Annotated in this window: 13 protein-coding genes; 9 read left to right on the top strand and 4 right to left on the bottom strand. The window is 56.5% G+C overall.

Translation table 11 applies throughout. The annotated features are described in order from the left end of the window. Positions 1-36: 36 nt before the first annotated feature. Complete coding sequence (gene metE, locus ACQR35_RS04450; protein ID WP_430267269.1) at positions 37-2,364, top strand: 5-methyltetrahydropteroyltriglutamate--homocysteine S-methyltransferase; 2,328 nt, start codon at positions 37-39, stop codon at positions 2,362-2,364. Here metE and ACQR35_RS04445 read toward each other — a convergent pair. Beyond that, complete coding sequence (locus tag ACQR35_RS04445) at positions 2,361-2,867, bottom strand: DUF2004 domain-containing protein (RefSeq protein ID WP_430269343.1); 507 nt, start codon at positions 2,865-2,867, stop codon at positions 2,361-2,363. The two genes, metE and ACQR35_RS04445, sit on opposite strands and share 4 nt — an antisense overlap. Positions 2,868-2,961: 94 nt before the next feature. Here ACQR35_RS04445 and ACQR35_RS04440 point away from each other — a divergent pair, with 94 nt between their 5' ends. After that, positions 2,962-4,365: an aldehyde dehydrogenase family protein gene (locus tag ACQR35_RS04440; protein ID WP_430269342.1), complete on the top strand. Its 1,404-nt coding sequence runs from the start codon at positions 2,962-2,964 to the stop codon at positions 4,363-4,365. Here the strand turns inward: ACQR35_RS04440 and ACQR35_RS04435 are convergent. Beyond that, on the bottom strand, positions 4,343-5,278 hold the full coding sequence (locus tag ACQR35_RS04435; protein ID WP_430269341.1) for a LysR family transcriptional regulator: 936 nt from the start codon (positions 5,276-5,278) through the stop codon (positions 4,343-4,345). The genes ACQR35_RS04440 and ACQR35_RS04435 overlap by 23 nt on opposite strands. A 454-nt stretch (positions 5,279-5,732) precedes the next feature. Between ACQR35_RS04435 and nrdH the strand changes: the two genes are divergently transcribed. The 7 genes from nrdH to ACQR35_RS04400 all read left to right on the top strand — a co-directional run bounded on the left by nrdH (position 5,733) and on the right by ACQR35_RS04400 (position 12,976). Continuing rightward, positions 5,733-5,978 (top strand): glutaredoxin-like protein NrdH, encoded by a 246-nt coding sequence (gene nrdH / locus ACQR35_RS04430; protein ID WP_430267265.1) that lies wholly within the window; start codon positions 5,733-5,735, stop codon positions 5,976-5,978. A gap of 65 nt (positions 5,979-6,043) precedes the next feature. Beyond that, on the top strand, positions 6,044-6,517 hold the full coding sequence (nrdI, locus tag ACQR35_RS04425; RefSeq protein ID WP_430269340.1) for a class Ib ribonucleoside-diphosphate reductase assembly flavoprotein NrdI: 474 nt from the start codon (positions 6,044-6,046) through the stop codon (positions 6,515-6,517). 122 nt (positions 6,518-6,639) lie between these two features. After that, on the top strand, positions 6,640-8,760 hold the full coding sequence (nrdE, locus tag ACQR35_RS04420) for a class 1b ribonucleoside-diphosphate reductase subunit alpha (protein WP_430269490.1): 2,121 nt from the start codon (positions 6,640-6,642) through the stop codon (positions 8,758-8,760). A gap of 107 nt (positions 8,761-8,867) precedes the next feature. Beyond that, a complete protein-coding gene (gene nrdF, locus ACQR35_RS04415; RefSeq protein ID WP_430269339.1) occupies positions 8,868-9,842 on the top strand; it encodes a class 1b ribonucleoside-diphosphate reductase subunit beta in 975 nt (324 codons plus the stop codon). A 119-nt stretch (positions 9,843-9,961) separates the two neighbouring features. Beyond that, positions 9,962-10,942: a DUF2332 domain-containing protein gene (locus ACQR35_RS04410; protein ID WP_430269338.1), complete on the top strand. Its 981-nt coding sequence runs from the start codon at positions 9,962-9,964 to the stop codon at positions 10,940-10,942. 354 nt (positions 10,943-11,296) lie between these two features. Continuing rightward, positions 11,297-12,316, top strand: coding sequence for an EcsC family protein (locus tag ACQR35_RS04405; protein ID WP_430269337.1), 1,020 nt, complete (start codon positions 11,297-11,299; stop codon positions 12,314-12,316). A gap of 231 nt (positions 12,317-12,547) precedes the next feature. Beyond that, positions 12,548-12,976, top strand: coding sequence for a hypothetical protein (locus tag ACQR35_RS04400; protein ID WP_430269336.1), 429 nt, complete (start codon positions 12,548-12,550; stop codon positions 12,974-12,976). A gap of 156 nt (positions 12,977-13,132) precedes the next feature. Here ACQR35_RS04400 and ACQR35_RS04395 read toward each other — a convergent pair whose 3' ends face one another. Together ACQR35_RS04395 and ACQR35_RS04390 are read right to left on the bottom strand one after the other, a co-directional pair. After that, positions 13,133-14,926 (bottom strand): AIPR family protein, encoded by a 1,794-nt coding sequence (locus ACQR35_RS04395; RefSeq protein ID WP_430269335.1) that lies wholly within the window; start codon positions 14,924-14,926, stop codon positions 13,133-13,135. A 92-nt stretch (positions 14,927-15,018) separates the two neighbouring features. After that, on the bottom strand, positions 15,019-18,210 hold the full coding sequence (locus tag ACQR35_RS04390) for a type I restriction endonuclease subunit R (protein WP_430269489.1): 3,192 nt from the start codon (positions 18,208-18,210) through the stop codon (positions 15,019-15,021). Positions 18,211-18,218: the final 8 nt, after the last annotated feature.

Raw genomic sequence — 18,218 nt, 5'->3', positions numbered from 1 at the left:
TTGTTGTGCACTTTTTAGACCACGTCAGGACACATCATGACTTTCACAGCTTTCCCTTCCGCTTCTCTTTTGGGCTACCCCCGTATTGGCCGCCGCCGCGAACTCAAAAAGGCCATCGAGTCTTATTGGGCTGGCCGCATCGATGCCAGCGCACTCGATGCGGTGTCCAAGGACATCCAGCTCGGTTCAGCCCGCCGGCTGCAAGAGCTGGGTTTGGTGGAACCGGCCGCAGTGCCGGGCACCTTCTCCTTCTACGACCAAGTGCTCGACGCCGCCACTCACCTGGGCGCCATCCCGGCCCGTTTTGGTGAACTTCTCGACGCCGATGGTCAGCTGGACATTAACGGTTACTTCACGCTGGCCCGGGGCACGGAAGAGCAGCAGCCGCTTGAAATGACTAAGTGGTTCGACACTAACTACCACTACTTGGTTCCGGAGATTGGGCCAGAGACCAACTTTTCCCTGACTTCGACGCGCCTTGTGGAACAGTTCGCTCACCTTTTGGGCGAGGGAATTGAAACCCGGCCGTACTTGGTAGGACCGGTAACGTTTTTGCTGCTCAGCAAGGCCAGCGATGACGCACCGGCCGGTTTTAACCCCTTGTCCCGGCTCGAGGATGTTCTTCCGGTCTACGCACAGCTTTTGGCCAAATTGGCTGAAGCTGGCGCCAGCTGGGTGCAGCTGGATGAACCTGCACTGGTTGCTGATCAGGACGTGAGCGAAGCGGAAATTCAGGCAGCAGTGGCCCGCGCCTACGAAGTTCTGGCCAACACAGCCCAGCGCCCTCAACTGTTGGTCTCCAGCCCCTACGGATCACTGGATACGTACTTGGGAACGCTGGCAGCTACAAACATTGACGCGCTTCACGTGGATGTATTCAAGGGAGCTGTTCCTTCAGAGGCGGCACTTGCGGCCCTAGGGGAGAAAACCCTTGTTGCCGGCGTGGTGGACGGTCACAACATCTGGATCAATGATCTGCGGGCTTCTGCTGACAAGATCACAGCGCTTAAGTCGGCAGTCAAGAACCTCGCCGTGAGCACCTCGACCTCAACTCAACACGTCCCACACGATGTTGAAGAAGAGCAACAGCTCTCCGCCGAACTACGCAGCTGGTTGGCATTCGCGGATCAGAAAGCCACTGAAGTCCTCACCCTTGCGGGGCTACTGGGACAAAACCCAGAAAGCGTTCAGCCAGCCATTGACGCAGCTACCGCCACCATCGCGGCCCGCGCCCAAGCTACCGGTGTCCGCCGCGCCGAGGTGCGGGACCGTATTGGACAGTTGAGCGCAAAGGACTTCAACCGCTCCGCTTATGCGCAACGGGAAAGCGCTCAGGCCGAGGCGCTCAATTTGCCGGCACTGCCCACCACCACCATTGGATCTTTCCCGCAGACTAGTGAGATCCGCTCCGCCCGGGCCCGGAACAACAAGGGTGAGTTGAACAATGAGCAGTACACGCAGCTGATGAAGCAAGAGATCAAACGCGTCATCGACCTGCAGGAAGAGCTTGATTTTGACGTTTTGGTCCATGGCGAACCCGAGCGCAATGACATGGTCCAGTACTTCGCCGAGAACCTTGAAGGCTTTGACGTCACAGTCCACGGCTGGGTGCAGTCTTACGGTTCACGGTGCACACGTCCTTCCATCTTGTGGGGTGATGTCACCCGTTCGGCACCGATCACCGTCGAATGGGCCAGCTACGCACAGTCATTGACCAATAAGCCCGTCAAGGGAATGCTCACCGGACCGGTGACCATCCTCGCGTGGTCCTTCGTCCGTGACGATCAGCCGCTAGGGGAGACCGCCAACCAAGTTGCTTTGGCACTGCGGGATGAGATCACGGACCTGGAAGCTGCAGGCATCAAGGTCATCCAAGTTGACGAGCCAGCCCTGCGCGAACTCCTGCCGTTGCGCCGTGCAGATCAGGCCGCCTACCTTGACTGGTCAGTGAATTCTTTCCGCCTGTCCACTGCAGGTGCACAAGATGCCACATCGATCCACACGCACCTGTGCTACTCAGAATTTGGTGCCATCATTGACGCCATCGACGGGCTCGACGCCGACGTAACCTCCATTGAAGCTGCGCGCTCGCGGATGGAAGTTGTGCATGACCTAGAAGATCACGGCTTTGGTCGTGGTGTGGGCCCGGGTGTGTACGACATTCACTCACCGCGTGTTCCCAGCGAAGCGGAAGTAACCGAGCTGCTGGAAACAGCAGTCAAACATGTTCCTTCACGCCAACTGTGGGTCAACCCTGACTGTGGACTGAAAACCCGCGGCTACGCCGAGACAGAGGACTCCTTGCGGAACTTGGTCAAGGCAGCTCAGCAGGTTCGTGCTTCATTGCTGGATCCAGCAGTCTAGGACGTCCACTCAATCTCGTCGTCAACCACGCCGTCCTGATCGGCGGAGGCCACAAGGACCTCATCAGTAAAGTGACTCCCCAGCGTAAAGTCCAGAACAAAGTACCGTTCAGGATCGCCTGGGAAAATCCCCACATGCCCCAGCTTGAGGGCATTGAGGAAAACTTTATTGGTGAGGTCTTTGGTGTCTTCAACCCCAAAAATCTCTTGAAGTTTCTCTGGCGCCAGTTCACAACAGTGAAAGTCCCGGTACTGGCGGGGCGCTGTGCCTTCTTCTTCAAGCTCGGTAGCGATCATTTCGCGCACCTCGTCAACGAGCTCGGGCAGGAAGCGTAAGCGGTAATCCACTTTGTGCATACCTGCTTCGTCAAAGTGGTCGTGCGCCTTGATGCTCAGATCAAGTTCCACCGGCTTCCCGGACAGCTGATGAACCGTGGCGAGATTGTGGTCCCGGCCGTGGTTGAGCTCGACTTCTCCAAAATGGGTGCTCGCTACCTTGCTCATGTCTTCAACATAGACCTAGCAGCGCAGCCATTCCAGCATCCAGAGCATTTTCTCTCTGATGTGATTGCCAGATCAGGAATGTAGATTTAGAGACATGACTGCGAACAGTGTTGTAAGCCAAGCCCGGACCATCTTCAACTCGGGAGTGAGCAGAGCGCTGCCGTGGAGGCTTGAAAAGCTTGAAGCCATGCGCAAAATGTTGGTGGAGCACAGCGATGACTTCGCAACTGCACTTCACGAGGATCTGCACAAGGAAGCCACCGAAGCGTGGTTGACTGAAACCGGCTTTGTCACCTCGGAAATCACCCACCTCGCAGACCACCTTGAGGATTGGCTCAAACCGGAAAAAGTGTCGGTCCCTTTGGCACTTCAGCCGGCCACTGCCCGAATCGAACGCGAGCCCCTCGGCGTTGTACTGGTTATTTCGCCATGGAACTACCCACTGCAGCTGGCGCTGGCTCCGGCTGCCGGTGCGCTCGCAGCGGGAAACACGGTGGTGATTAAGCCCAGCGAACACGCACCGGCCACGGCCGCAGCTCTCTCGCGTTGGGTGCCGGAGCATTTAGGTGATGCGGTTCAGGTGGTGGAGGGCGCTGTAGAAACTACGACGGCGTTACTGAAGGAACGCTTTGACCACATCTTTTACACCGGCGGACCGGCCGTGGCCAAGATTGTGATGCGTGCTGCGGCAGAGTATTTGACTCCAGTCACGCTTGAACTGGGCGGAAAGTCGCCCGTGTACGTGGACGAATCCGCAGACTTGGCCATTGCGGCACGTCGAATCGCGTGGGCTAAGTACTTGAATGCGGGCCAGACGTGTGTTGCCCCGGATTATGTGTTGGGCACGGCCACCGTATTGCGCCGTTTGGAACCGTTGTTAGTGGATGCGATAGCACGTCAGTTGGGCCAAGATCCGGCGGCGGCAGATGCTTATGGTCGGATTATTAATGCGCAGCATTTTGAGCGTTTGTCTGCGCTGATCGCGGGCAGCGAGGTGGTGCACGGTGGCACAAAGGATGCGCAGAGTAAGTACATTGAACCCACCGTGGTGCGCGCCTCAGGGGATGCTGAAGTGATGCAGGAAGAGATTTTTGGCCCGGTGTTGCCGCTGGTTGAAGTTGCCAGCGAGGATGCGGCAATTGAGTTCATCAACCAGCGCGAAAAACCATTGGCCTTGTATGTTTTTAGCGGACAGGACTCAACGCGGAAGTCATTTACGCAGCGAACGTCCTCCGGCGCTTTGGTGTTTGGTATCCCGGCGGCACATCTTTTGGTTCCGGGGCTTCCCTTTGGGGGAGTGGGCAATAGCGGAATGGGCGGTTATCACGGGGAGCATTCCATCCGGACGTTCTCCCACCACAAGTCAGTTCTGGACAAGCCGTTGTTCCCAGATACGCTCGAGTTGATTTACCCGCCGTACAACAAGGTCCGCAAGGCGGCCATTAAGGCTGTTGTTGCACCGGCGGGCAAATTATTTAGGCGCCGGACTTCTGTGTAGTTGTCGCAGCTGGCTCAAGCTGCATTGTTTGAGCCAGTAGGTCCATAAATAGCCGGACTCGCGCTGTTTGTTTGTCATTGATCAGGAGCGCAAAAATGTTCCTTGCCAGGCGGATTTCCGGAACGTCCAGAACCACTAAACCCTCTGGGCGTTTGCGCAGCGCTAGATCTGGGACCAGTGCTGCGCCTAGGCCTGCCGCAGCGAGTTCTAGGCTTGCTTGGAAGTCATCGCTGTAGGCCACTACACGCGGATGCAGATTGCAGCTGGCAAAAAGCCGTTCGATCACTGTGGCGTCAGAGGTACCGGGGTGGTGCATAATCCATGGAGTGTCAGAGAGATGGTGCGCCGCCACGGGAGCGCCTTCGGTAAATCCCCATGAGGCAGGCAGGACTACTCGGAACTGATCGTCGCCAATCCATTGCCGGTCCACACTGTGCGGCCAGGCAAGCCCTGATTGGCCTACCTGGTACACCAGTGCAACGTCGAGTTCTCCACCTTCGCGTAGGCCTTGGATGGTTTGGGCTGGCTCAGCTACGGAGACTTTGAGGCTAAGCCCCAGATCCCGCCACGGCTGGCCCTGCATCAGCGTGGGGAGGATATGGGTGGCAAGTGAGGGAAACAGGCCGAGGCGAAGTTCTTGATGACTTGCGGTTTGGGTTCTGGCTGCTGCGGCCAGTAAGGCGTCTAGGTCTGTTAGTACTTTGACGGCGTGGCGGGTCATCACCAGGGCAGCGTCAGTGGGTTGAATGCTGCGGGCGGAGCGGTCAAAGAGCACCACGCCAGAGTCACGTTCTAGTGCTGACATTTGCTGCGAGACGGCGGAGGCTGTGTAGCCGAGCCGGTTTGCTGCTGCCGCAAACGAGCCCAATCGCGTCACTTCGAGCAAGGTGCGCAGATGAAGCGGGTTGACCATAAGTATTCCTTTGCCTCTCGGATGGGGCTGGTGACCACCTTACTGCCCACCACTACATGTAGTGGTCACCACCCGGCGTCGTAGTTTCCACAGCTGTGGGCGACACGCCGCGCGGCCGGCGACACGCAGAGTTTTAAATGTGTCTAACTACTCCACAGGGTGTGGATGACGAGGGTAAAAACTGCAGAAATCCGGACAATTTACCCCTCGCTGCCTGTGGACTACCGGTGCATTAAATGACATACTTGTAATACATCATCTAGGGGTCCGCTCGGGGCCCTTGCACTACATGTAGTATCTAAATACAGATTGAGTGGGAGTCCTCACCGGGGGTGCCGCAGCTAGTACAGCAACTAGTTTGGGCGGATTCGGGTAGGAAGCGGCCAGCCTGAGGGCCAACCGTTCTCACCCGGGTCAAACAGTACAAAAGACGTCAACAAAGGGGACATCGATCATGACCGTCACGGTTTACACGAAGCCGGCTTGTGTTCAGTGCAACGCAACATACCGAGCTTTGGACAAAAAGGGCATCGTCTACCAGAGCGTGGATATCTCTCAGGATGCCGAGGCTTTGGAGCGTTTGAAGGCCTTGGGCTACATGCAGGCTCCCGTGGTTGTCACCGATCAGGACCACTGGTCAGGTTTCCGTCCGGACAAGATCGCCGAGCTGGCTGGCCAGGCCGCTAGCTCCGTAGCGTAATCGCTAGCTCTGTAGCTTAATTTCAGTTTCAGTATTTTCAGTATTAAGTATGTGAGGTGGCTCCGATGGCATCGCTGACGCTAGACGGTGCTAGTGCTCAGGCCCAGGGTCTGAACACCACCGGGAGTCACCTCATTTACTTTTCATCCAGCTCTGGCAACACTGCTCGTTTTGTGGCCAAGCTGGGCCGGGATGCTGCTCGCATCCCTTTATATACAAGGGAAGATGCGCTGCTAGCGCAAGAGCCGTTTGTTCTGGTGTTGCCCACGTATGGGGGCACTGGAGGCGAAGGTTCGGTTCCTAAGCAGGTGATTCGGTTCCTCAATAACCAGCAGAACCGTTCACTGATTCGTGGAGTGATTAGTGCCGGCAACACTAATTTTGGTGATAACTACTGCATGGCTGGGCGAATCATTTCCCAGAAGTGCCAAGTGCCGCACCTCTACAAATTTGAACTTATGGGGACTCCGGAAGACATCGACCGGGTCAATCAAGGATTGGACATGTTTTGGACACGACTGTCGCAGACACCGAAGTAAGAGAATCCGGCGTGCAAACCACTGCACCGGGCATGGAGGTCTCAGCTGCGGCGTCTCCTTCACAGGTCAAGGGCGCTGAGGTGACTAGCGCTGTTGATCTTTTGGAACAGGCGAAAACTCCCATGCCAGAAGCATTTAAGGGTTTGGGTTACCACGAGCTGAACGCCATGCTGAACCTTTATGGTCCGGACGGCAAGATTCAGTTTGAGGCTGACCGCGAAGCTGCACACCAGTACTTCTTGCAGCACGTTAACAACAACACGGTGTTCTTCCACGACTTGGAAGAGAAGCTCGAATACCTGGTAAAGAACGAGTACTACGAGCGCGAAACGCTGGATCAGTACACCATGAACTTCATTCGTGGCCTGTTCAACCGTGCGTACAAGGCTAAGTTCCGCTTTGAAACCTTCTTGGGCGCCTTCAAGTTCTACACCTCTTACACACTGAAGACTTTTGACGGAAAGCGTTTCTTGGAGCGCTACGAGGACCGTGTGTGCATGGTTGCACTGCACTTGGCTCGTGGCAACGAAGAGCTCGCAACCCAGTTGGTTGACGAGATCATCCAGGGCCGTTTCCAGCCGGCAACCCCCACCTTCTTGAACGCTGGCAAGGCTCAGCGCGGCGAGCTGGTTTCCTGCTTCTTGCTCCGCATTGAAGACAACATGGAGTCCATTGCCCGCGGTATCAACTCCGCTTTGCAGCTCTCAAAGCGTGGCGGCGGTGTTGCTCTGTCCTTGACCAACATCCGCGAGCACGGTGCACCGATCAAACAGATCGAGAACCAGTCCTCCGGTGTTATCCCCGTGATGAAACTTCTCGAGGACAGCTTCTCCTACGCAAACCAGCTCGGTGCCCGCCAGGGTGCAGGCGCCGTGTACTTGCACGCTCACCACCCGGACATCTTCCGCTTCTTGGACACCAAGCGCGAGAACGCCGATGAGAAGATCCGTATCAAGACACTTTCCTTGGGTGTTGTTGTTCCGGACATCACCTTTGAACTGGCCCGCAAGAACGAGGACATGTACCTGTTCTCGCCTTACGACGTCGAGAAGGTTTACGGCATTCCGTTCACTGACATTTCGGTGACTGAGAAGTACTACGAAATGGTTGACGATTCTCGGATCAAGAAGACGAAGATCAACGCTCGTGAGTTCTTCCAGACTCTCGCAGAGATCCAGTTCGAATCCGGTTACCCGTACATCATGTTCGAGGACACCGTAAACCGGGCTAACCCGATCGCCGGCAAGGTCACCATGAGCAACTTGTGCTCTGAGATCCTCCAGGTTTCCACCCCGTCCGTTTACGGCGAGGACTTGAGCTACGAGACCGTGGGCAAGGACATTTCTTGCAACCTGGGTTCGTTGAACATTGCCAAGGCCATGGATTCACCGGACTTCGGCATGACCATCGAGACTTCCATCCGTGCTTTGAGCGCCGTCTCTGACATGTCTTACATCAACTCGGTTCCCTCCATTGCGCAGGGTAACGCTCAGAGCCACGCCATTGGTTTGGGTCAGATGAACTTGCACGGCTACTTGGCCCGCGAGCGTGTTTTCTATGGCTCTGAAGAGGGCATCGACTTCACGAACATCTACTTCTACACGGTGCTCTTCCACGCTTTGCGTGCTTCTAACCGTCTCTCCATTGAGACCGGTCAGAAGTTCGGTGGTTTTGAGAACTCGCAGTACGCATCGGGGGAGTTCTTCGACAAGTACACCGAGCAGGAATGGGTTCCGGCAACGGATCGTGTGAAGGAACTGTTCAACCACATGCACATCCCCACACAGGATGACTGGCGTGAGTTGAAGGCTTCTGTCATGGAGCACGGTATCTACAACCAGAACCTTCAGGCTGTCCCGCCGACCGGATCCATCTCTTACATCAACAACTCCACCTCCTCGATCCACCCGGTGGCGTCCAAGATTGAGATCCGCAAGGAAGGCAAGCTCGGCCGCGTTTACTACCCGGCGCCGTACCTCACCAACGACAACCTCGAGTACTACGAGGATGCCTACGAGATTGGCTACGAGAAGATCATCGACACCTACGCTGCTGCAACCCAGCACGTAGATCAGGGCTTGTCCTTGACGTTGTTCTTCAAGGACACTGCCACCACGCGTGACATCAACAAGGCCCAGATCTACGCATGGAAAAAGGGCATCAAGACCATTTACTACATCCGTCTCCGCCAGCTCGCGCTGGAGGGCACGGAGGTGGATGGTTGCGTTAGCTGCATGCTTTAGTTGATCCTTCAACTAAATAGCGCATCAACAAACTAAACAGTACGACGGCGGGTACGCACCCGCCGTCGTGCGCCTTACTCCCAGAACCACACACCAAAGGGGACGAGATGACCGAGAAGGTCAAGCTGCTTCACCACGTTGAGGCCATCAACTGGAACAAAATCCAGGACGATAAGGACGTGGACGTTTGGAACCGACTGGTCAACAACTTTTGGCTGCCGGAGAAGGTGCCGCTTTCTAACGACATCCAGTCCTGGAACACGCTGACGCCGGATGAGCAGCGACTCACCATGCGCGTGTTCACCGGCTTGACCCTCCTGGACACCATCCAGGGAACCGTCGGCGCTGTAGCCCTGATTCCGGATGCGATCACCCCGCATGAGGAAGCCGTTTACACGAACATCGCGTTCATGGAATCCGTGCACGCCAAGAGCTACTCTTCGATTTTCTCCACCTTGTGCTCCACCAAGGAGATCGACGAGGCATTCCGCTGGTCGGTGGAGAACGAGAACCTGCAGCGTAAAGCGCAGATCGTTATGGACTACTACCAGGGCGATGACCCGCTCAAGCGCAAGGTTGCCTCCACGTTGTTGGAGTCCTTCTTGTTCTACTCGGGCTTCTACCTGCCCATGTACTGGTCTTCCCGGGCCAAGCTGACAAACACCGCTGATTTGATCCGTTTGATCATCCGCGATGAGGCAGTTCACGGTTACTACATTGGCTACAAGTTCCAAAAGGGTCTGGAAGGACTTTCCGAGGAGCGCAAGCAGGAAATCAAGGACTACACCTTCGAGCTGCTCTTTGAGCTGTACGAGAACGAAGTTCAGTACACGCACGATCTTTACGATTCTGTTGGCCTGGCCGAGGACGTTAAGAAGTTCCTGCACTACAACGCCAACAAGGCGCTGATGAACCTCGGCTACGAGGCCATGTTCCCGGCCTCCGTCACCGACGTGAACCCGGCCATCCTCTCGGCACTGTCCCCGAACTCGGACGAGAACCACGACTTCTTCTCCGGCTCGGGCTCCTCCTACGTGATCGGCAAGGCCGTGAACACTGAGGATGAGGACTGGGAGTTCTAGTCTTTCGTTTTCTAGAGAACGACGGCGGGAAGTCGGCTTCGTTTAGTTGAGTTCAGTAGTGCCCGGCGCTTTTTGAGCGCCGGGCACTGCTGGTTTTTCGGCTGGGGCAGAATGAGGCCATGAACTTATTTGCAGACGTTGCTGACCAGTACAGTGCCTTCGCTCATGACGCTAGAGATTCGCCATGTTTTGAAGAGTGGGCCACTTCGGTTGCTAGCGATACTGAGGTCAAGGCCTGGATTGCTACCTTGCCTCAAATCAAGCAGCAACCGAACTTGGTATTTGCTGCGGCACGGTGGAACGGGGTGGCCGCGCCCGGCCCATATTCCGGTTTGCGGTCGGCGCTCTTGGACAATCCAAGTCCCATTCGCAGGACCATCATGGAGCGCGCAACGCAAACAAATGAAGTGGGACGGCTGGCAACCCTGACGCCTGTCTTTTCGCAGATCGGGACTGAATCTGGCAGACCGCTGGCTCTTGTTGAGGCCGGTGCCAGCGCTGGGCTGTGCTTGTATCCGGATAGGTATAACTACGACTGGAGTCCGCATCATCGCCTTAAGGGTGCAGACGGCCCGCTGCTTGTCTGCCAGGTGAGCGGTGAGCCGCCGCAGCCCGTCAGGTTGCCAGCCATTGCGTGGCGCAGCGGCCTCGATCTCAATCCACTCGATGTCAACGACGACGATGCCATGGCCTGGCTCACGAACCTCGTGTGGCCGGAGCAAGAGGAACGCCGCAGCAGGCTCAAATCAGCGATCGATATTGCTCGGAACGATCCGCCATACCTCGTGAGGGGAAACATTCTCAGCGATCTCCGCGCGCAGATTGACGCTGCTGCACCTTATGGCGAAGTTGTCGTTTTCCACAGTGCTGTGATCGCCTACCTCACTGCGGAAGAGCGGGGTCAGTTCCACGCGCTCATGACGGAGCTGGTTGCCGAAGGAGCGTGCCGCTGGGTTTCAAACGAGGCCAGTAACGTCTTGCCCGAGATCACTGCAACAGCCCCAGAGGCCCCGCGGGACCGGTCCACGTTCGTCCTTGGGCTCAATGGTCAGGCTGTCGCATGGACGCACGGTCACGGAGCCTCGATGGCGTGGTTGTAAGACTGAGTAGCTGGCACGGGGGTTCTAATCTTGCACCGTTTGGACGCACGTCTTCGGACTCTAACGATGACCTGAGGTTGCAGAGCCGACTTGAGCGCCACGGTTGATTGGTATGTTCGATCAATCCGACGTGCGAAAATCGAACTGGACGGCAGACAGGGGTCCTATCGAAGGTCCAGAGTGGTTTCGACAGGCGAGTGTTGATGTCTCACCGGCGGCTAATCCGTCCACAAAGCGCGTCTCACACTTGGATGCTAGGTGTCGGCTAAACCTCGGTGCCCGTGGGTTTAGTTGGCCGGCTGGTGGTTACGACATCATGGATCCAGCAATCAACATTTGGAAAAGGGGAGCCCAATGAGTGCCGATACAAATCCAGCGGCGCGCTCAGCTCAAATGAGCGATTATGAATCGCAGACCTGGCACACGCTAAACGACCACTGGCGGCGCCGGAACAACCGCCACGGTCTGCCGAACTGGGCGAGCAGTAGCCTCCAGCGAAGCGGGGAGTTCGCCTTTGATGTGGCCGACAGGGTCAAGGACGCAGTGCCGGAGGTCGTCAAGGAACCCATGCGTCGCGCTGGCGATACGGTAAGTGATATGGCAATGCGGCCTGCGATCAGCGCCGTGACAGGGCTACTTGATCTCGTCAACGACTGGGCGCTTGAGCTCAACGATTCGACGGGCGTAGAGACGCTGGCTCGGAAACGGGGGATCCAGATTAATAACTTCAAGGAATTGCAGTCTCAAGATCTCAAGGTTTGCGATCGGCTATTGAGCCAGAACACCCTCAAATGGCGGACGGCTGGGGCGATTGAGGGTGCGGGCATGGGCCTCTTGGCCACTGTTCCTGTCGCCGGGTCGTTCGCGGCAATGACCGCCGATATCTTGGTAATCCAGGTTCTGAGCACGGCTATCGCAACTCGCATCGCCTATTCCTACGGCTTCGACGCAAAGGATCCGAGTGAGCAGGTCTTTATCCAAAGGTTGGTACGGAGGTCGTTCGTGGCACAGGCGACAAAGGTAAAGCCGCTCCGCGACGCAGCCCGTGCCGCTGGCGCCATCAAGGATCGCGTCCGTTGGTCCCCGAAGCTCCGACAGGACCACCGTCTCTTGGCAGCCCTTGAGAAGTTGATGCAGCAGAGCGGCAAAGCCGGCGCTGCGGTCCGCGTTCAGGACGTTGCCAAGGCCGTGCCATACGTGGGTGTCATCATAGGCGCGGGGGCAAATTCCATAGCCCTCGGCAATGTAGCCGCAGACGCGCAACGTTACTGCCAGACACGGTTCCTATGCGACAAGTATGGGATTCCACTTCCTGAGGCCTTGGTGATCGATCCGGAGGATGAATCGGTGATGGCGACTGTGAAACCCGACTAGACGGAGCCCAATACGGCAATTCCGGCTGCCCGATACTTCCGACATTCATGGCCGGTGGCTTCACTGCCACCGGCACTCTGGGCCCGAGCGAGAGCCCTGCTTTCGGACGTGGGCAAGTTTGAACGGCTCGGGCGGAACATGCTAAGTCTCCTCCCAAGGTTTCCTTGGCAGTTTGGGTTGATATTTTGGCGGCCGGTTGCTCTGTCTTGTTTATCGTCTCAAACTCAATCGGTGTCCGAGGCCATCTTCTCGCCATCAGCTGATTTGCACCTCCGCCCAGGAAGCAGCGCGCTGGCCGCTGGGGCGCTGTGGGCTAGATTAACCACGATCAGGGCGACCGGAACACGGCAGGAGTTACGTCGGGTGGGTCAACTAAAGCTTCAGCAGACCCGACCGGTGGATGTGGATTTGGCAGTCGAGCTGCGCGCGCCCGTGAGCAACTGCCTGCACGCGACCGCTGAGGTACTTCAGCAATGGGGCGACTGCGAAGCTACCGCCGTGTCCGTGGACACGGCTCGCGCCGCAGTCACCAAGCTGTCCAAAGCCATTTCGGAGGCCCCGAGGACGGATGGTCATGGAATCGCCCCGGGCGCTGTCGTCGTACTTGATATTGAACGAATTTTGGCAGCACTCAGTCGGAGAATCGTTCAGTCGACCTGAGATTAGTCACAATTGAGGCCGGACACTGGGCCAGCACAGTAGTCTGAACTGGCCCAGCTCCTTTCACATGGTCTATGGCAGGAGGGCCTCCACGAAATTCGTGGAGGCGCCTCAATAAGAACCAACGGCAAAGCCGTTTTGCTAGCGTCGAGCGCGCTAATTCGCTGAGGGTCCCGACTCAGGCAATTGTGGCGTTTGTGTTGCCGCCTTCAAGGCGGCCGCATTCAGATGCCCGACGAACTCCCGCCCCTTTGCAACGGCTTCGCCACGCAGCCCGGATTCAATGACGAAATCATCGAACGCACTCTTGGCGGTCGTGACGGCAAGCCCGATTATGTCGTCGCTCGGAAAATTGGGCCGCGTGGCAACTGGCTTGAGTGAGCCGAGAGACTCGACAACGCGTTTTGACATCAAAGTTGTGGCAACGTTCAAAGCATGAAATCGGAGGTTATTCCGCATCGCTCGTTCTTCAACTTGGTTAGCTAACTCGCGATCGATAGCTGCTTGACTTTCTATCACCCAGAGATAGAGCTCTAGAGGAATGCCCGCGTCAAAAATACTCCGGTATACCTCATCTTTCTTGATGAGGCTTCCTGGACGTGCCCGAGCATCATCTGGACGATTAAGACCAGCTGCCATGAGGGACTGGGCCAAGGCGAGGATCCCAATAATTCTACTAACCTTTTTCCCGGAATTCTTATAAAAATTCTTGCGTCGATCGTAGAACCAGTCTGCGCTCAGGAGGAATTGTTCGATGTCGCGTTGGATAGTCTCCGTTGCGTATAGGGAGGCATCTGTCACTGCAGTCTGTCGGTTCGTTGCACGGATGACTTGATCTCGTTGGTCCTCGTCGTCTGTCATTAGTATCCTGATGAGGACTTTTTGTTGGAATGCAAAATGATCTTTCGGCAGTCTCTTGAGCGTCTCGAAAATCGTGTTTGACGTTTGGAGTCCGTTCACCACTTGGGGATCCACGACGGACACTATTCTGTCCACGATATTTACCCTCGTGGCGACAATCGTTACACCGTTGTTTTTCCACCAAAAGGGTGCACCCGTTTGACTGAGGAGAGACTCATGTATCTCGCGATTTACCGCTACGTCCCCTTGGTAGTCTCGTACATTCCATTCAAATATTCTGCTCAAAAGCTTTGGGTCGTCAGCCGATGCTTCGGTATCTCCGTGCCCATCAGATTCTGTAAGAAAATTAAAGTAGTCAGCAAGGGAAGCGAGGACGACCAAACCATCTCCGCTCTTGGAAGATTCTTCTACGGTTAGCTCAAACGCGGTTTTTGGTCGCTCTCTGTATAGTTCCAAGAGCTCGGTCGCACCCAGAAGCGACACCGCGCCGGTCGCTCCTGAAACAACAGAAGCGAAGTCCCTTTTCAGGATTTCGGCCTTGTTCATTATCTGGGGATAAACGTTGGTCGTGGATCCGAGCGTCGTGAACTTGAACTCGATGCATACGTTCGGGATTTGGGGGGCCAAATTTCGGAGTAGTCGCCGAAAGATGTCAATCTGTTCCACTACATCCTCGTTAAAGTGAATGCTGAGGTCCTCCGTGGTTTTGGAAAGATCCAGAAATGCTCGACATGAAGACACCACCTTATCTATGGCTGTCTCTTCGAATCCCTTCTTCTGCTTTGCTTGAATTAATACCAAAGTCAATTTAGGTTGTTCGAAATTTCGAGCGTTTTTGCGATCAAGTGCACGATGGTCTATTCCAACTAGCTCTTTATCTAAAAAGGTATAGACGGCATCGATTCCACCATCATTTCCTCCACCAACTATACCTTGAACGACATCGGGTATGCTTAAGTCCCAATGTTTCATCACAAGCTCGGCGCTGAAAATCTCAAAAGCACTTCCAACGGTCTCGTTCGGATAGTTATCCTCGTGCCATGCCGTGAATATGTCCCCGACCAAGATAAGGTCATTTGCGTATGCCATTCAAGTCCCCTTTTCTGAAATGCCAACTCTTGAAATGTTGTTAATCTAAATCGCGGACGTTGTTAAAGGTACTTTGCCATAGCGGCCGGTGTCTATGCAGGCAAGGTCATTCGCGCTTGTGCCTCCACAAACCGCGGCGCCATCGATTCCATCTGCTCCATCACGAGCTTAATGGCCTCCGGCTGCTTGTCCGGCGGATACCCGAAGCGGACCAGTAAACGTTTGATGGATGAGCGAAGTTTGGCCCGCACGTCGTCGCGCACAGTCCAGTCAGTCCGAACATCGCGCCTCATTACCTCAACCAGTTCGCGAGCAATGTCGGCCAGGATGCCTTCACCCTGAACTTCCACCGCCGATTCGTTGGCTGCCACAGCGTCATAGAACGCCAGCTCGTCAGAGGTCAGTGGGGGAGTGAAGTGCTGACCCCGGGTGGCCTCAGCTGCAACTTCCTTAGCCAACGCCACGAGCTCAGCGATCACCTCGGCCGAGGAGAGCTGCTGGTTGGTGTACTTCTTCATGAGCTCCGCAATGCGCTCGGAAAATGCACGCTGCCGAATCACGTTGTTGCGCATCGCCGTGGCGGACTCGTCAGCAATCAGCTTGCGCAGCGCCTCAATAGCGAGGTGCGGGTTCGGTGCCTTCTGGGTCCTGCTGATGAACTCCGGGGTCAGATCGCTCAAGGACGGCTTGGGCATTCCGGCGGCTTCATAAATGTCAAGAACACCGCCCGGAGCCGTGGCAGAAGCAATCAGCTCGCCAAGGAGTCGCTGAATATCCTCGGGGACAGGCTCGCCGCGGCCCTGCCTCTCGGCAGCATCGAACTTAGCCATCCAGACCCGAATCTCCTCGTAGACCTGAATCTCAGGACGAAGGTCAGCCAGCGTTTCGGAACCAGAGGAAACAGCCCAGGCCCGCGACAACTGACCGGAATACCGCCGGTACTTGGACGCCAAAGACTCCTCGCCCTCAGCCGGCTGGTTCCCGGCTGTGGAGGCAGACCGGAGATAATTCACCGAGCTGGTCACGGCATTGATAAACGACTTCGGTCCGCCCTTCATCAGGACGCCTTTCCAATCGAACCCAGCCAACAGCCCGCGCAACTCATCAACAAGGGTCCGTGTCATCCCGGCAGCCTCGTCGATATTCTTACCCACAGGTTTGTGCTCTTGGTCAGTCTTGCTGTACTCACTCAGCGCTTTGGCAAGGTTGTCCGCCAGCGGCGCGTACGCCACCAACAGACCATCCTGCTTACCGCGGAAGGTGCGGTTCACCCGGGCGAGCGTCTGCATCAGCAGCGCGCCCTTCAGCGGACGGTCGAGGTACAGAGTGTGCAGCGGCGGCGCATCAAAACCAGTGAGCATCATGTCCTTGACGATCACCAGCTCCAACTCATCGTCTACGTCTTTGAGGCGTTCCTTGATCGTCGCATTCTGAGAATCACGGCGAACATGGTCGGACACTGGCGGCGCATCGGAGGCATTGCCGGAGTACACCACCTTTATCTTCCCCTTGCCCAAATCGGCCGAGTGCCAGTCCGGACGCAAGGTCACAATCGCCGTGTACAGATTGGCGCAGATCTCGCGGGTGCCGCCCACGATCATCGCCTTACCCGGCGCTTCGATGAACTTGCCCATGCGTTCGCGCCGGTTTTCCCAATGGTCCACAAGGTCTTGGGCCAGTGCGGCAATGCGCTTTGGCGCACCGTAAACTGCATTAACGACGGCGACACTCGCCTCGATGCGCGAACGTTCAGTCTCGTCCAAACCGGCAGTGTACTCATCAGCCGCCGCGTCCAAAATCTGTTCAGTGAGCTCTTCCGCGAGGCTGATCTTGATGAGCCGGGGTTCAAAGTAGACAGGAACCGTGGCGCCATCGTCTACAGCCCGTGTGAGGTCGTAGATGTCGATGTAATCGCCGAAGACATCCTGCGTATTGCGGTCGTCGAAACTGATGGGCGTTCCCGTGAATGCGATGAGCGTTGCGTTGGGCAGCGCGTCTCGAAGGTGCCGTGCGTACCCGTCGAGATCGTCGTAGTGGGAGCGGTGTGCCTCGTCCACCACCACGATGATGTTGCGGCGATCTGACAGCAATGGGTGCTCGGCGCCGGATTCTTTCTCGGCCTGGCTGCGTCCGAACTTCTGCAAGGTGGTGAAGTAGATGCCACCAGTGGTGCGGTTGCTGAGCTCTTCGCGGAGTTCAGCGCGCCGTTTAATCTGTTGAGGGGATTCGGCCAGCAAGAGGCTGCGGTCAAAGCCTTCAAATAGTTGCCCGTCGAGTTCATTACGGTCTGTGATCACCACCACGGTGGGGTTCTTGAGCCGCGGAGTTCTAGCGACGAGGTTGGCGTAAAGCTCCATCTCCATGGACTTACCCGAACCCTGCGTGTGCCAAACTACGCCTGCTTTACCGTTGCTTTCAACGGCAAGAATGGTGCTGGCTACGGCCTTATTGACGGCAAAGTACTGGTGGGGTTTGGCGATGCGTTTGGTCAGCCCGTCCGCTCCGCCGTCGAAGGCCGTGAAGGATCTGGTGAGTTGCAGGAATCGTTCTTGGTTGTAGAGACCATCCAGCGTGGTGTCCAGTGCAGTGATGGCGTCGCCGGCCACGACCGTTCCGAGCGGAACGGGTGTGCCGTCGTCGTCCACATTCCACGGCGAGAAGTGATTGAGGGGGGTAAAAGGCGTTCCGTACTTCGCCTGAATTCCGTCGGACGCCAGAGTCATCACGCAGAAGCGAAAGGCCATGGGGAACTCACGCAAGTATGTCTGCAGTTGAGCGTGTGCCGCGGGAAGGTCGGCGTGCTCGTTGCCGGCCTTCTTGAGCTCGATGATGCTGACGGGCATCCCGTTGCAATAAAGAACGACGTCGAAGCGGCGCTTGTAATCGCCCTGGGTCACCGTGACTTGGTTGACGGCAAGCCAATCGTTCTCGTCTGGGTTCTCGCTCAGGAGCCGGATGGTGGGGTTGACCTCGGCGCCATCGGAGTCGATGTAGGTGAGCCGGTATCCGTCCACAAAATAAGTGTGGTTGCGGTGGTTCTCAGTGAGAGCGTCATTGGATTTTGGTGCGGCGATCTCGGCGAGCGCCTGCTTCAAGTATTGCGCCGGAACCGTGGGGTTGAACTTTTGCAGAGCAGACAAGAGACGTGGACGGATCAGTAGTTCATCCCATGAATCGCGTTCACCTGATCCCGGTGCGATCTCCTGCCCGGGGCGCGTGCGCCACGCCAGATCGCCCAGACGGTCGAGGGCCAATGCCTCCCAATCGTCTTCTGAGAACGTCATTGCCGGTG

Source organism: Pseudarthrobacter sp. J1738 (assembly GCF_050490315.1).
Lineage (GTDB): Bacteria > Actinomycetota > Actinomycetes > Actinomycetales > Micrococcaceae > JBNPEO01.
This window is presented reverse-complemented; position numbering and strand designations above follow the sequence as displayed.

Coding starts and splice junctions, on each gene's coding strand:
- metE (WP_430267269.1), top strand. CDS start 37: ATGACTTTCACAGCTTTCCCTTCCGCTTCTCTTTTGGGCTACCCCCGT.
- ACQR35_RS04445 (WP_430269343.1), bottom strand. CDS start 2,867: ATGAGCAAGGTAGCGAGCACCCATTTTGGAGAAGTCGAGCTCAACCAC.
- ACQR35_RS04440 (WP_430269342.1), top strand. CDS start 2,962: ATGACTGCGAACAGTGTTGTAAGCCAAGCCCGGACCATCTTCAACTCG.
- ACQR35_RS04435 (WP_430269341.1), bottom strand. CDS start 5,278: ATGGTCAACCCGCTTCATCTGCGCACCTTGCTCGAAGTGACGCGATTG.
- nrdH (WP_430267265.1), top strand. CDS start 5,733: ATGACCGTCACGGTTTACACGAAGCCGGCTTGTGTTCAGTGCAACGCA.
- nrdI (WP_430269340.1), top strand. CDS start 6,044: ATGGCATCGCTGACGCTAGACGGTGCTAGTGCTCAGGCCCAGGGTCTG.
- nrdE (WP_430269490.1), top strand. CDS start 6,640: ATGCCAGAAGCATTTAAGGGTTTGGGTTACCACGAGCTGAACGCCATG.
- nrdF (WP_430269339.1), top strand. CDS start 8,868: ATGACCGAGAAGGTCAAGCTGCTTCACCACGTTGAGGCCATCAACTGG.
- ACQR35_RS04410 (WP_430269338.1), top strand. CDS start 9,962: ATGAACTTATTTGCAGACGTTGCTGACCAGTACAGTGCCTTCGCTCAT.
- ACQR35_RS04405 (WP_430269337.1), top strand. CDS start 11,297: ATGAGTGCCGATACAAATCCAGCGGCGCGCTCAGCTCAAATGAGCGAT.
- ACQR35_RS04395 (WP_430269335.1), bottom strand. CDS start 14,926: ATGGCATACGCAAATGACCTTATCTTGGTCGGGGACATATTCACGGCA.
- ACQR35_RS04390 (WP_430269489.1), bottom strand. CDS start 18,210: ATGACGTTCTCAGAAGACGATTGGGAGGCATTGGCCCTCGACCGTCTG.